This window comes from Candidatus Kerfeldbacteria bacterium, from assembly GCA_016214565.1.
Lineage (GTDB): Bacteria > Patescibacteriota > Patescibacteriia > UBA10025 > JAHIVO01 > JAXDBW01.
Window position 1 is genome coordinate 440719 of record JACROE010000002.1, and the last position, 13716, is coordinate 454434.

14 protein-coding genes are annotated in these 13716 nt (G+C 49.1%); 4 read left to right on the plus strand and 10 right to left on the minus strand.

Annotated features, from left to right (window positions below; all coding sequences use genetic code 11):
• Positions 1–8: 8 nt before the first annotated feature.
• Both HZC01_02230 and HZC01_02235 read right to left on the minus strand, forming a co-directional pair.
• Entirely contained in the window at positions 9–1802 is a 1794-nt protein-coding gene (locus HZC01_02230) for a type II/IV secretion system protein (GenBank protein ID MBI5037496.1), read from the minus strand.
• Positions 1803–1865: 63 nt separating this feature from the next.
• Complete coding sequence (locus HZC01_02235; protein MBI5037497.1) at positions 1866–3011, minus strand: hypothetical protein; 1146 nt, start codon at positions 3009–3011, stop codon at positions 1866–1868.
• Positions 3012–3189: 178 nt separating this feature from the next.
• Here HZC01_02235 and tsaE point away from each other — a divergent pair, with 178 nt between their 5' ends.
• Positions 3190–3636: a tRNA (adenosine(37)-N6)-threonylcarbamoyltransferase complex ATPase subunit type 1 TsaE gene (gene tsaE / locus HZC01_02240; protein ID MBI5037498.1), complete on the plus strand. Its 447-nt coding sequence runs from the start codon at positions 3190–3192 to the stop codon at positions 3634–3636.
• On the opposite strand, the gene HZC01_02245 is transcribed toward tsaE, so the two are convergent.
• From HZC01_02245 to rpmH, 5 genes are read right to left on the minus strand one after another with little or no spacing between them, the layout of a single operon-like run.
• Positions 3633–3911, minus strand: coding sequence for a PRC-barrel domain-containing protein (locus HZC01_02245; protein MBI5037499.1), 279 nt, complete (start codon positions 3909–3911; stop codon positions 3633–3635). The genes tsaE and HZC01_02245 overlap by 4 nt on opposite strands.
• Positions 3877–4677, minus strand: coding sequence for a membrane protein insertase YidC (locus tag HZC01_02250; GenBank protein MBI5037500.1), 801 nt, complete (start codon positions 4675–4677; stop codon positions 3877–3879). Before HZC01_02250 ends, HZC01_02245 begins: the two co-directional genes overlap by 35 nt.
• Before the next feature lie 20 nt (positions 4678–4697).
• The gene (gene yidD / locus HZC01_02255) at positions 4698–4937 is read right to left on the minus strand and encodes a membrane protein insertion efficiency factor YidD (protein ID MBI5037501.1); all 240 of its coding nucleotides are present in this window, start codon (positions 4935–4937) and stop codon (positions 4698–4700) included.
• 6 nt (positions 4938–4943) lie between these two features.
• A complete protein-coding gene (gene rnpA / locus HZC01_02260; protein MBI5037502.1) occupies positions 4944–5288 on the minus strand; it encodes a ribonuclease P protein component in 345 nt (114 codons plus the stop codon).
• Positions 5289–5309: 21 nt separating this feature from the next.
• Positions 5310–5447 (minus strand): 50S ribosomal protein L34, encoded by a 138-nt coding sequence (gene rpmH, locus HZC01_02265; protein MBI5037503.1) that lies wholly within the window; start codon positions 5445–5447, stop codon positions 5310–5312.
• 182 nt (positions 5448–5629) lie between these two features.
• On the opposite strand from rpmH, the gene dnaA reads away from it, so the two are divergent.
• Both dnaA and dnaN read left to right on the plus strand, forming a co-directional pair.
• Complete coding sequence (gene dnaA, locus HZC01_02270; protein ID MBI5037504.1) at positions 5630–6994, plus strand: chromosomal replication initiator protein DnaA; 1365 nt, start codon at positions 5630–5632, stop codon at positions 6992–6994.
• Between the two features lie 279 nt (positions 6995–7273).
• A complete protein-coding gene (gene dnaN, locus HZC01_02275; GenBank protein ID MBI5037505.1) occupies positions 7274–8374 on the plus strand; it encodes a DNA polymerase III subunit beta in 1101 nt (366 codons plus the stop codon).
• Between the two features lie 61 nt (positions 8375–8435).
• On the opposite strand, the gene HZC01_02280 is transcribed toward dnaN, so the two are convergent.
• Positions 8436–11066: a penicillin-binding protein gene (locus HZC01_02280; GenBank protein ID MBI5037506.1), complete on the minus strand. Its 2631-nt coding sequence runs from the start codon at positions 11064–11066 to the stop codon at positions 8436–8438.
• Between the two features lie 3 nt (positions 11067–11069).
• A complete protein-coding gene (locus HZC01_02285) occupies positions 11070–11969 on the minus strand; it encodes an ROK family protein (protein MBI5037507.1) in 900 nt (299 codons plus the stop codon).
• 70 nt (positions 11970–12039) lie between these two features.
• Here HZC01_02285 and HZC01_02290 point away from each other — a divergent pair, with 70 nt between their 5' ends.
• A complete protein-coding gene (locus tag HZC01_02290; GenBank protein ID MBI5037508.1) occupies positions 12040–13227 on the plus strand; it encodes a tyrosine--tRNA ligase in 1188 nt (395 codons plus the stop codon).
• A gap of 81 nt (positions 13228–13308) precedes the next feature.
• Here the strand turns inward: HZC01_02290 and HZC01_02295 are convergent, their stop codons facing one another.
• Entirely contained in the window at positions 13309–13653 is a 345-nt protein-coding gene (locus HZC01_02295) for a hypothetical protein (GenBank protein MBI5037509.1), read from the minus strand.
• Positions 13654–13716: the final 63 nt, after the last annotated feature.

Below are 13716 nucleotides of genomic sequence, written 5' to 3' on the forward strand. Positions count from 1 at the left end.
TTAGTTGCTTATTTGGTGACTTTGAATACTTCATCGATTGTGGTAATGCCCTGCAAAGCCTTGAGAATGCCATCCTGCTGCATAGTTAACATACCCGCCTTGTGACCCTCTTCTTTAAGGGCGTATTCAGAAACCTTGCCTGACAAGATCAGTTGTTCAATATTTGGATTCATAGTCAGCATTTCAAATATACCGATACGTCCACGAAACCCGGTTTCATGGTTTTCCGGTGTTGGGATACCCCGATAAAATTTCAGATGCTGTGAATCGACGTTTCTCCGCATCTCCTGCGGAATGGATTCAAGCACTTGATGCACCAATTCAAGCTGGGCCGCTTCAGGCGTATATTCCTCCTTATGCGCCGGGTCAATCCGACGAACCAGCCGCTGACCGATTAATAAATTCAAAGCGGGTGCTAAGAGAAATGGTCGGACATTCATCGCCAACAACCGCGGGATGGCTCCGGCGGCGCTATTCGTGTGCAGCGTTGAAAGCATGAGATGCCCGGTCAAAGCTGCCTGAATGGCAATTTCTGCCGTTTCTTGATCTCGAATTTCACCGACCATCACAATGTCGGGATCTTGGCGTAAGACCGCCCGCAGTCCAGTGGCAAACGTAAACTGCTGCCGGCCGGTCGTTCCCGACTTCAATAAAGTACGGATGTCTTCTTTTTCGCCCGATTGCTCGCCGCCCTGCACTTGGCTCTGGGTCACACCCTTCAAACGATATTCAATCGGGTTTTCCAGAGTAATTATTTTTGATTCTGGGCTGTTCAATTTTTTTAATATCGCATACAGCGTCGTCGTTTTACCAGAGCCAGTGGGGCCAGTCGTGATAATCATGCCATTCGGTCGGCTCATTTCTCGAATCAATATGTCGTAGGCGGGACCAACCAAGCCCATGCCGTCCAGTCCAATGCCGGTGGATGATGACATAAGCAACCGCATCACAATACTTTCGCCATACGCGCTCGGTACTGTCGATACACGCACGTCAATAAAATCATTCGTCATGAAGATGGTAAACCGACCGTCTTGGGGGATATCTGAAACGTTTATTTTTAGTTTGGCCAATAATTTCACTCGATTAATCACCTTGGGCCACATCTTCTTCTGCAACATGGCAGCGTCATACAACACGCCATCAACGCGAAATCGAACCTTGACGTCATCTTGCTCTGCTTCGATATGCACATCCGATGCCTGGGACTGGATAGCGGTGGCCATGATGATGGTAAATAGGTCGCTGGTAGAGACATGCTGGATCTTTTCCTGAAGCTCACGGAATGATTTTATGTCTCGTTGGTATTTCTTCAAATCCTCCTCCTTAATCTCAATACCAGCCACGTACGTGCGTGGGCGGGGGAGGGCGGCATACAGCTTCAATGCTGCATCCAAGCTAAGTGCGGACAACGCATATAAATCACCATGACACTGTGTTTCTTCCTGAATGGCATCAAATTTTTTCTGCACTTCGGGATCGAGAGGATTAATCGCTCCCAAACGAAATTCGCGGTCAGTCTTAAAAAAACAGACCGCCTGCAACGATCGGGCCACGTCTTCATCTATCAAGATAAGAGCTTCAGGCGCAATCGGGAACCCTTTCAGGTTAATATATCCGACGCCCATTCGCTGCGCCTCTTCCTGAGTTGCCTCCTCTTTCCTCTTGGCTTCAATTTCATGAATCTTTGATTTCAATTTTTCTTCAACCTCTTCAGATGAAACCTGTGGGGCGCCATCGTGAGATTGACGAATCAAGTCATCAATACTTCGCTCATGTTTTGAAGTAATATCCTGGTTCATACCCACGCAGTATACCAAAAAAGAGTCTCTGGGTAAACGGACACCTATTCGCTTTTCACCACTCTATGAGCGGCTCTGTAAGAATTTTTTTGCAATGTCAACGACGATGCGCTCGCCAGCGAGCAAATCGGGTTGAGGAACTGAAAAACGAGTAAAATTGCGCGTGCCAGTGGGGTGATACTCTTTGTACATGGTCATCCCATCGATCGCTTTGACCGTGCTCACGATGACGCCGACGCGCTCACCGTCTTCGAAAAGCACGAGAACTATTTCCGCGTCAGGAGTATTCACAATCAACTCATCAACCACGCCGTCTAATTCACTCGAACCTGCTCCTGATTTCTCAAAATCTTGTTTATTCAATAATGACCAGACCACCCGGCCGTTCAAATCGGTTTTGAGGCGAGCTAAAGCGCGACCCCACAAACGGAGGGTATTGATTGATTTCGTTTGGTACAAATTTTTGATAACTGCTTCTCGCCGTGCGCCATTTTCAATCAAGTGACTGCTGATAGCCAATGATTTTGGCGTGACGGTAGTTGTTTGGAAGCTCTTAGTCTTCGAAATGATACCGGCTAAAAGATTGGTAGCAATGAACTCGTCTAAAATATTATTTTTCAATTCGCGCAGGAGCTCAAATATAATCTCCGACGTGGAGGTCGCGACGAGATCAACAATATTTATTTCCCCAAAATATTCATTGGCCGGATTATGATCAATATTAATGATCGGGGTGTGATAAAAGAACTCGGTATTCTGATCGTATAATTTACCTAAACTCTCAAGCTCCGGCGCGTCAATCACAATGATCAAATCAAATTCATACGATGAGGCTGAAGACGTCACGTCCCGCGCTTCAAAAAAACCGCTCTTCGGCGTAATGAAAATATCGAGTCGCTTTTGGTCATTGCTGAAGTCATAACTCAGCTCTTCGACAGGCGTACGAGAAACATCCAATGAAATAATAAACTTTCGCAATGCCGTCAGATCAGAATGAATCGCCTCGCTTTTCGGTAAAAATTGGTGCGACGCCGGCACGCGAAAATCACTCGCGACAACAACCGAATTCTTTTTCATTTTTTCCAAAGCTAAATGAAGCCCCAGTCCAGCGGCAACGGCGTCGGTCGACGGATTAATTGGCAAAGCAATAACAATGTTAGTGCTTTTATGTAATACGTCAGCAGCTTGTTGATGCGTAGATCGTTCCATACTATCAATACAATAGATAACCCATCCTCAATCAGGATGTGTTCTGTAGCGCGCAAATGATACCCTGTCCAACTGGGAAAAAGTCTCAGATGTGCATCACAGAAATCAATTGAGTATACTGGGCAGGCAGTTGCCTGTCAAGCTTGGCGGGCAGTATATTCTACCGTACAATACGACTATGCAAAAAATTACAAAATCGGTAGCCGAAACGAAGAAATTTGCTGAAACCTTAGCAAAAAAATGTCGTGGGGGAGAGATCTATGCGCTGATCGGCACCCTGGGGAGCGGCAAAACCGCCTTTACCCAAGGTTTTGCCCGTGGCCTTGGGATACGACGACATATCCCCAGTCCAACCTTTACCTTGCTAAATCTTTACCCGATTGCCCGACGGGGGCGGCTGGCCTATTTTTGCCATGTCGACCTATACCGGCTGCGTCATATCACCGAGCTATCAGAAATCGGCCTCAGCGAATGGTTGGGGAGGGCTGACACCGTCACCGTGATCGAATGGGCGGATCGGATGAGTCAATCACTTCGCCATGCGTCCCATATCAGCATCCAATTCCGGGTACGGAGCGAATCATCTCGAACGCTGCTCCTCCAGCGCCACCACGCCCGTGCCTAAATAGGGGCCGAGGCCTCGGTGGCAGCGCGCACCGGCGTCGTCGTATCATCAACGACCATCTTTTTTTTCGTAACTGAAATTACCTGGCTCGGTGCGACTAATAACTCGGTGTTGTCCAGCAAGCTGCCGAGTAAATCTGTGCGCCGCACCACATAATGCTGAACCTGATGCGCATTCATATCAAGCTGCACATCGACTACAGTGCCGAGGTGCGTGCCTGATTTAGTATACACCGGCAAATCACGAAGTTGTTTTGTGCTCCAGCGTTGTTCCATTGGTTTGGTCTCCGGACGGGGATGCATGATGCCGCTTTAAAACAAAATACTGTTGCGCGATAGTGAAGAGAGTGGATACGAGCCAATAGAGCGTCAGTCCGGCGGGGAACTGGATGCCGAAGAAAACTGTCACGGCGGGGAGAACGTAGCGCATTTGCTTATTCATACTGGCCGTCATGCTTTCATCCTTCGCACCAGGCACGGCAGGCGGCTGTTTGCGGCTTAACATATTTGATTGGAAGAAGGTGGCCAAGCCCGCAATTATAGCGAGAGCCCAATTTTTCGTCTGCGACAAATCAATAAAACCAAGAAATTGAGAATTGATTGCCTTGCTGGTAAAGATATCGCGCATCGGCCCGTATAAATGTTCTAATTGCTCTGCCATCAAGATATGCGTCGTCGGATCAGTCTGGGACACGGCGAGAAACGCTCGATACAAAGCAATAAGTATGGGTAATTGAATCAACAACGGCAAACATGAAGAAAGGGGGTTAACCTTGTTCTCCTTATAAAACTTCATGGTTTGTCGGCCCAGCTCTTCTCGATCATTTTTATACTTTTGCTGTAGCGCCTGTAATTGCGGCTGGGTTTCTTGCAATCGCTTTTGGGCTACAATCGACGAACGGGAAGGGAAATACAGGATGCCTTTGATCAGTAGGGTCAATAAAATAATTGCCGCCCCCAGATTAGGGATGTAATGATAAATAAAAACAAGGGCGTTCAGTATCGGTTCGAGTAAAATGAGATTAAATATGTCTCCAATCATGAAGGTAGCAAATAAATTAATTATCGGTCGGGGACGGGGTCATGGCCTGGTTCGTGCCAGGGGTTGCATCGCAAAATTCGCCGCATACCCAGCCAACTGCCGCGCCACAGGCCATGGCGGGAAATAGACCGGTGGGTATATTCCGAGCAGCTCGGATACAGTCGGCAATACCCGTACGGATGCCGGTAGGAAAACCACCCATGATCGGGTGAGATCGTGCGCTGATACAAGCGAATTAATGATAAGACAAGGGTAGACATCATAGATTAACGATTGAGCAGGCGGCCGCGATGGAGCAGGGTACGAACGGTTTGCTGCAACAGCGAGGCGGACATTGTCGCGCTCGGTGTACGCGCAATAAAGATAATATCATACCCGCTTTTCACGGTTGGGCGTTCAGCAGCCACAAAAGCTCGGAGCCGGCGCTTCACTTGATTGCGCACGGTGGCCTGCTTGCTTACCTTGACGCCAACAATAAACCCAAAACGTGTGTGGGGTCGATGGGTCTCCTGAAATTTCATTACCAGTGCTCGGCTATGAACGGCGACACCGCGTCGGTGTAAGCGATCCCAGTCAGCACGACGGGCAATGCGCAGTGGACGCGGCAACATAGAGGCGCGAGTAGCTAGTAATTAGCTGGACAACACCCGCCGACCGCGGCGGCGGCGGCGAACTAATATTTTCCGTCCGCCCACTCGTCGAGAACGATTGCGAAATCCATGAACACGGCTGTGGCGACGTTTTTTGGGTTGATAGGTACGTTTAGACATAAACAAAATATTCCTAAAGGGACAATAAGCTAGTCCTCAGTATACCAGGGCACACTGCCTGGGTCAACGGAAAACCGCTATCCACTATTCATGCACAGGTTATGCACTTTATCCTCGTGGGAGCGGGTTCTGCCAATCAACGAACTATGGTACCATGAGTAAACATTTAGGAAGTTTTTTCTATGGACACCAAACAACTGTGGGATGCCGTCTTGGGAGAGCTCGAGCTATCACTTAGCAAGGCAAATTTCACCACCTGGTTTAAAAATACATACGTCGACACCTTTGCGGATGGTTCGGTGATTATTGCGGTGCCCAATGCATTCACCAAAACGTGGTTAGAAAATAAATACCACAAGGAGATCGTTAAGGCAATTCAGAACGCCACCGACAATTCAGTAAAATCAATCACCTACGCTGTCAAAAGCGGCCGCCCCGGTGGCACGGTTGGTCCAAGTATAGATGCGGCTCGCACGAGCGACGCGGCCGTAGCCGAACCCGTTCCCGCGGCACGCAACGGCTTTGGCCTCAACGCACGATATACATTCGATAGTTTTATTGTTGGTAAAAGCAATGAATTAGCTCATGCCGCCTGCCTGGCGGTTAGCCAGCGCCCCGGCGAAGTATACAACCCCCTCTTCCTCTATGGCGGAGCTGGCTTGGGTAAAACGCACTTGATGCAAGCGATCGCCCACGAAGTCCTTAAGCGGTGGCCGGATAAGTCAATTATTTATGTTAGTTGCGAAAAGTTCACCAATGAATTTATCCAATCAATCAGTAGCGGTGAAGCCGATCGATTTAAAAATCACTATCGCTCCGCGGATTTATTGCTGATTGATGATATTCAATTTCTCGCTGGCAAAGAGGGCACCCAGGAAGAGTTTTTTCATACGTTCAACGCCTTACACCAGCAAAACAAACAAATTGTCGTTAGCTCTGACCGCCCTCCCAAGGCCATCCCAGCGCTCGAAAGTCGCCTGGTATCGCGCTTCGAGTGGGGTATGATTGCGGATATTTCGCAGCCAGATTTTGAAAACCGCGTAGCTATTTTAAAGGCTAAGGTTAGAGAAAAATCAGCCACCTTACCCGATGACGTCATCACCGCAATCGCCACAACCGTACAGAGTAATGTCCGAGAGCTTGAGGGTGCTCTCAATCGGATCATCGCCTATCACCAGCTGGATAATTCCACGCCAAGCGCCCAATCCGTCAAATCAATTCTCTCCAGCATGTCCGAGCACCAAAAGCGCGACGGGGCAATCACCGTCAAACAGATTATCACCACCGTTGCTGATTTTTTTGATGTCGGTGTCGATGACGTGCTGGGTAGCAGCCGTAAAAAAGAACTGGTTAACCCACGGCAAATCTGCATGTTCCTTATGCGCGAAGAGGCTAAGTGCTCCTATCCGACCATTGGACACGAGTTGGGCGGCCGTGACCACACCACTGCTATGCACGCATACGAAAAGATTAAAAAAGCGGTTAATGATGATGAAAAAATCCGTCATGATATTAATTTAATCCGACAACGATTGTTCAACGAATAGGTTTACATTGTGGATGAGATGCGCATGGACAGTGTATGCACACAGGCTCAACTGAGGACAGACAGCGCTTCATGTCTGTATAAAAAATAAAAATAAAGTTGACTTTCCCTTTTTTAAAAACTTGTCCACATATAGTTCTCTTTTCGTTCGCATGCCTATACACATCTTATACCGGCGAAGGATGATGAATCTCTTTATTCCATCGGTGTAAAAAAACTTATCCACGCTGTCCACTCCCTTATTATCATTATTATCAATATCTTAATCTATTAAATCTCTATGAAGATAATTTGCACACAAGAAAATTTAGCGACTGGCCTCTCCCTGGTCAGCCATGTAGCGAGTAAAAATATTTCCCTACCCATTCTTAACAACGTGCTGATTAAAGCGGAAAAGGGTAGTGTCACGCTCATGACAACAAACCTTGAAATCGGGATTATTACTCAGGTTCGCGGCAAGGTCGAACAAGAAGGATCCATAACCGTACAGGCAAAAACACTTAATGATTATGTAGCGCTTTTACCGAAGGAAAACATTGAATTGGAGCTTATTGAACAAACCCTCCATGTGCGTGCTACAAAGGCAAAAACCTCAATGAAAGGGGTTGACCCGTCTGAATTCCCATTAATTCCGACAGTTGAGGCTCAGCGAGAAATATCTATCCCCGCTGCCCAACTCAAAGATGCGCTGACGAGCGTGGCCTTTGCTGCGGCGTATGACGAAACTAGACCAGAGATCAGCGGTGTGTTATTCCAATTCAACGGTACTGCGCTGACGCTGGCCGCAACCGATAGCTATCGCCTCGCTGAGCGAACGATGACCTTGGCCGAATCAGTACCCGAGTATCACGTCATTATTCCCATGCGTACTGCTCAGGAGTTGATTCGAATAATTCAGGAGGTAGGCGATTCGGTAAACATTAAGAGCAATGAGAATCAAATAGTTTTCAGCACCGGTGGCGTCTCGCTCACCTCTCGGATCATTGAGGGGCACTACCCTGATTATAAACAAATTATTCCTCAGGAATCGGCCACGCGGGCCACGCTGCAGGTGCGCGCTTTTGCGAACACCGTGAAACAGGCTAGTTTATTCTGCAAGCCGGGGAGCAATGACATCTTGCTTATTTTTGATAAGCCCGCCGGACGCATCACGGTATCGGCAACCAACGTCCAGATTGGAGCCAGTGAATCACAATATGAAACAGAAATTGCTGGCGAATCAAATGACATCATTTTTAATCATCGTTTTCTCCAGGAGGGATTGCAAAATATTACAACTGACGAGTGTGTTATAGAGTTGACGACCAATAGCAGTCCCGCGCTCATTAAGCCGAAAGGAAAGGATGATTACGTGTATATCATCATGCCGATCAAGCAGTAGCCGTTTCGTAACGCACCTATCTAAAAACCGCTCTCGGATTCTCCGGGGGCGGTTTTGGTTTTTATGGAGCGCTATTTACATTCGTGGCAGGAGTGGGGAGATAATTGATAGTGGTGGTTGTGCTGGCGCTATTACCCACGTCATCATACACGGTTGCGGTAATATCATGGAAACCCACTACCGTCCCTTTGGGAATAGTGTATTCGAGACTAAAAGGCGACCTAGTTGCCGTTGGCATCGCGGTACCATCAAACGAATATTCAACCTTGGTAATTTTTCGCGGCTTCGGGGCACTCACGGAAACGGTGACGCTCAGAGCGGCCTGGTCAACCGTGTCGCCGGTGATGGGCGCGGTAATACTGATTTCAGGTGCGCGATCTGGATCATGTATCTTACAATCTTCAAGCGCAGGAAGTGTCTCAAGGTAATTATTTTTTTCCGCCCAACGGCGAATGGGTTCTTCCCAGCGCTGGTATTGTGGGTCGGCACTCGGGTTATTTGGGACTGGTCCGCGCGGGTCATCCTTATTGACGTAGTGTAAAATAGTATGGGCAATACGCACAGTTTTTTCCGCGATAAATTTTTTCGGATAGGCGTCTTTGCATTCGTCGGGTATGCGGTTACCTGTAATTGAATCAACCAGGATAGTGGTGCCACCCTCGAGTTCGCCGCGTAAGACGGGTTTGCTGACCGGGTCTGCCGCCGGTCTTTGAAATGGCTCGGCCGGACCGCCGACCGTTCGTTTCATAAATTCGTGCCAGATTGGCGCCGCGACGATTGAGCCATCAGCGCCGCGCCTCATCTCTGAATTATCATTATTGCCTACCCAGACGCCAGTAGCATAGGAAGGCGTGTAGCCCATCGTCCAGGCATCGCGGTAGTCATTGGTCGTTCCGGTCTTTGCGGCGACTGGCCGGCCGGGTAGCGTGAGGTAGCCTCCGGCACCAAAAATATACGCACGAGAGCTATCATCTGACAGAACGTCATTGAGTAGGCGGAGCGCTTTTGCATCAAAGACCTCCTCGGAGCGCTCTTCGTATTGTTCTAAAATTTTTCCTTGGGGGTCTTCGACGCGCAAGATGCCGGTCGGTGGGTGGTATATTCCTTCGCGGGCAAACGTAGCAAAAGCCGCCGTGTGCTCAAGCAGAGTAACCTCTCCGCCGCCCAAGACAAGCGAGAGTCCAAACCGACTGCGATCACCCAAGGTAGTGTAACCTAATTTTTGTGCGTTCTCCAAGACCGTATCAATCCCCGCTAGGTATAATGTTTTGACCGCGGGAATGTTAAGTGAGCCTGCCAGCGCCTTCCGCATAGTCAATGGGCCGCGTTCACCGAGGTCGTAATCTTTTGGCTCGTAATCCGGGCCGTCAGTTTTGAATTTGGTGACTAAATCAAAGAGGATGGTATTATCCGTATAGCCCTTGGCAAACGCGCTGGCATACACTAACGGTTTAAATGAGGAACCGGGTTGGCGGGGGCGAAGCGCAACGTTGACCTGACCGTCAATTGATTCGTCAAAGTAATCTTTGGATCCGACCATAGCGAGGATTTGCCCGGTTTTCGTCTCGATATTTACGAGCGCGGCATTGCTTGCATTATATCGCTCGGCATTTTTTGGCGCGTATTTTTCAATAACCTCTTCGGCAACCTGCTGCTTATCAATATTGAGCGTGGTGATGACTTTCAGGCCGCCTTGCTCGACGACCGTCTCGCCATATTTGTCCGCCAGCTGCTCGCGTACCCAGAGGACGAAGTGGGGTGCGCGAATATTTTCGTATGGGGGGCGAAGTTTTTCTAGAAGATTAATCGTCTTGGCCTCATCAGCCTGCTCTTTTGTGATATATCCCTGCTCCACCATCGTATCCAGCACCAAATGAATGCGCACGCTTAACGCGTCTACATTGTTGCCATAGGGTGAGTAGTAGGTGGGCCGATTTGGGATGGCAGCGAGGAACGCCGCTTCGGCAAGGGTCACATCCCGCACTGATTTACCGAAGAAGGACTGCGCTGCCGCCTCGACTCCGTACCGTGTGGAGCCAAATGGGATTTCATTAAAATACATTTGCAGAATCTGATCCTTGGTGAAATTTTGCTCCAATTGGTAGGCTAAAATTAACTCTTTCAGCTTACGGGTGTAGGAGCGCTCGTCAGTAAGGATTGCGTTTTTTACAAATTGTTGGGTGATGGTTGAACCGCCTCGCTGTGGACAGAGGCCGCCGAGATTACCCACTACTTCATGACAGACCGCCTTGGCGATGCCGGGCAAGTCAAACCCTTTATGGTTATAGAAGTCATTATCTTCGATGGCAATAGTTGCCTGCTTCATGATATCCGGCACGTCCTTTATTTGGATCAGCGTTCGTTGGACGTCGCCGTGGATCTCGTAGAGCAGCGTGGTTTCATCTCGTGCGTAAATTTTGGTGCTCTGGGCCACCGATCGATCAATTACTTTATCTGGGTCAGGCAGGTCGCGTGATACCCAAGCAAACGCCGCCACTCCGCCAATTACCGCTAGCACTATCAAAATGCCGAGACCAGGCAGGCCGTAGCGGGTTAGTTTTTTCTTCCAGCCTTTCGGTCGGGGGCGTTGAGCGGACGACCGTTTTTCATGCGCAGCGCCAGAAATCTGGCTGACGCGCTGGCCAATCTTGCGAATACGGAAATTTGGTTGTTGCAGCGAAGGGATAGGCATAGGTTACCGATGGCGAGGAACAATAAGTGTAGCACCAATTACTCCGGCATCATAATGTAATTTTGACACGACGATTTTTGTTTTCTTGAGTATTGCCGGCGCGATTAGCGGCCTCATATGTTTGAGGGCCGGCTTGATGAGCATTGGCAGGTGGGCAAGGCCACCACCGAGCACAATAATTTCTGGAGAGTAAGCGTGGATAGCATTCGCCAGCCCGATTGCCAGCGAAGTGCTGGCACGAGCCATCACCTGCTTCGCCACCCGTTTTCCCGCTCGCGCCGCAGCCACGATGTCATATGAAGAAAGTTTGGCGCCGGTTTTTTGGCGGTAGATTGATTGGAGGGCTCGGCCGGAGACCAGCGCTTCGAAATGGCCGTAACGACCACAGCTGCAACGAGCGAGCGAAGGAGATTCAATTATGGTATGGCCAAATTCAACGGCGTTAAAGCCGCCGTGGTAGATTCTTTTGTTGATGACAAGCCCGGCACCAATGCCCGTGCCGATGGTGATCGAGAGAACAGTGTTGTATTTTTTCCCTAGGCCAACGGTAGCTTCGGCGAGTGCGATGCAGTTTGCGTCATTATCAATTCTAACCGGGACGCGGTACTTTTTCTCAAGGATTTTTTGTAGGGGGACCCGGTGCCAATTGTGTGGCAGATTTGGCGATTCGGCTACGATCCCGGTGGCCGTGTCCACGGTGCCGGTAATGCCAACGCCGATACCCCCGATGGTCTGGGTACTAAAAAACCGATCAATTGCCTGGGTAATGCTTTTGAGCGTGCGTGCGGTGTCGCGAATGTCATTGGGCAGTTGGTCGCTGGCGATGACCTGGTGGGCGTCAGTTATGATACCTACTTGGATTTTAGTGCCGCCAATATCGAGGCCAATAGTGCGTCTAGGCATGGGTAATATTTGTTGTGAAATCCTTTTTATTATACCAAAGTTACGGTATACTATAAACTACGAATAGGCTATGAAAACTATTTCAAAAGACACAATCCATGAGGTCATGACACGCGGAGTGGCAGAAGTTGTTGTGGCGGAGAGCCTCTCACAGAAGCTCACATCGGGGAAGCGACTTCGAGTGAAGCTTGGCATTGACCCCACCTCCCCGAAGCTGCACCTGGGGCATACCGTTGTATTACGCAAATTGCGCCAGTTTCAGCAGCTGGGGCACCGAGTAATTTTTTTGGTTGGCGATTTTACGGCTCGTATTGGCGACCCTAGCGGTAAGCTGTCTGCCCGTCAGCCGCTCACCGAAAAAGAAATCAAGGTGAACATGAAGTCCTATGTGAAACAAGCAGCGCGCATTTTGGACATTAATAAAACTGAAGTACGCTATAACTCCGAATGGCTGAAGCCAATGGATTTTGCCGAGCTTTTTCAGCTGACCAGCTACTTCACCGTCAATCAGATGCTGGAGCGGGATATGTTCCAGGAGCGACTGAAAAAAATGAAGCCACTCTGGGTGCATGAGTTGATGTATCCGATTTTGCAGGGGTATGATTCGGTTGCCCTGCGTGCCGACCTTGAGCTGGGTGGCACTGACCAGACGTTTAATGTATTAGCCGCCCGTACTATCCAGCCGCGCTATGATCAGGAACCACAGGACATCATGACCGTGCCATTGATCGAGGGTACGGATGGTGCGCACAAAATGAGTAAGAGTGTAGGCAACACAATAGAGCTGGATGACACCCCCCAGGACATGTTTGGCAAAGTGATGTCGCTTCCCGATTCGCTCATTATTAAGTATTTTACTTTATTAACCGACGTGTCCTTGAAGCAGATTGGCGAGTATGTACAGGCGATGCGCTCAGGGGACAACCCGCGCGATTTCAAAGTACTGCTGGCACGCGAACTGGTGACCATGTATCACAGCGCCAACGCGGCGACGAAAGCAGCGGCTGATTTCTCCTCGACGTTCACTCACAAGCAAGCGCCAAAAGATATTCCTGAAAAATCTATCAAAGGGAAAGATTTGAAGACTAATGCTGACATGGTGGCCTTCCTTTTTAGCGTAAGCAAATCCGAAGCGCGTCGATTGATTGGCCAAAACGCGATTGAATGTGATGGCGTACAGGTAGTTGACCCGAATAAGCGCCCGATGCACGGGATGTATAAAAAGGGCCGGCATTATATGAAAGCGGTGCTTGTATAGTCCGAGCTTTTTGATGAAGGCCTTTGGCGATAAAAACAAAAAAACAGTCGCAAGCATGGAGCGGCTGTTTTGATGTTTGTGTTAGTTGCAATTCTCCAGTGTCGGAGCGGCGTTTTCGAGTGCGCCCAATGGTTGGTTGGTCCATTGGTCAATTTCTATTAATCGAGCGGGACGGTGGCATAATTCAAGGAAGACTTGGTTGACTTGGCTGGGCAGGAGTCCGGCATTTGATTCAATTGTATCAGCTGCCAGGGGCAGAACTAGCGGCTCCCCTGTTGCAGCTCCCAGCACCGTAGGGTTCGAAATCCGAGCAATTGAGGCGGTCGGAGTGGAAATAGTAGCCTGGTAAGAGATGGCAAAACCAGCCCCGAGCGCGGTTACCGCGAGAATTGCGACAATATAGAAGAGGGGTGATTGGTATGTCATATGAATTGACCTGTATCTTACCTCCTGCGAAAAATACGTCAAGGTGGATAATTGACTATTCCC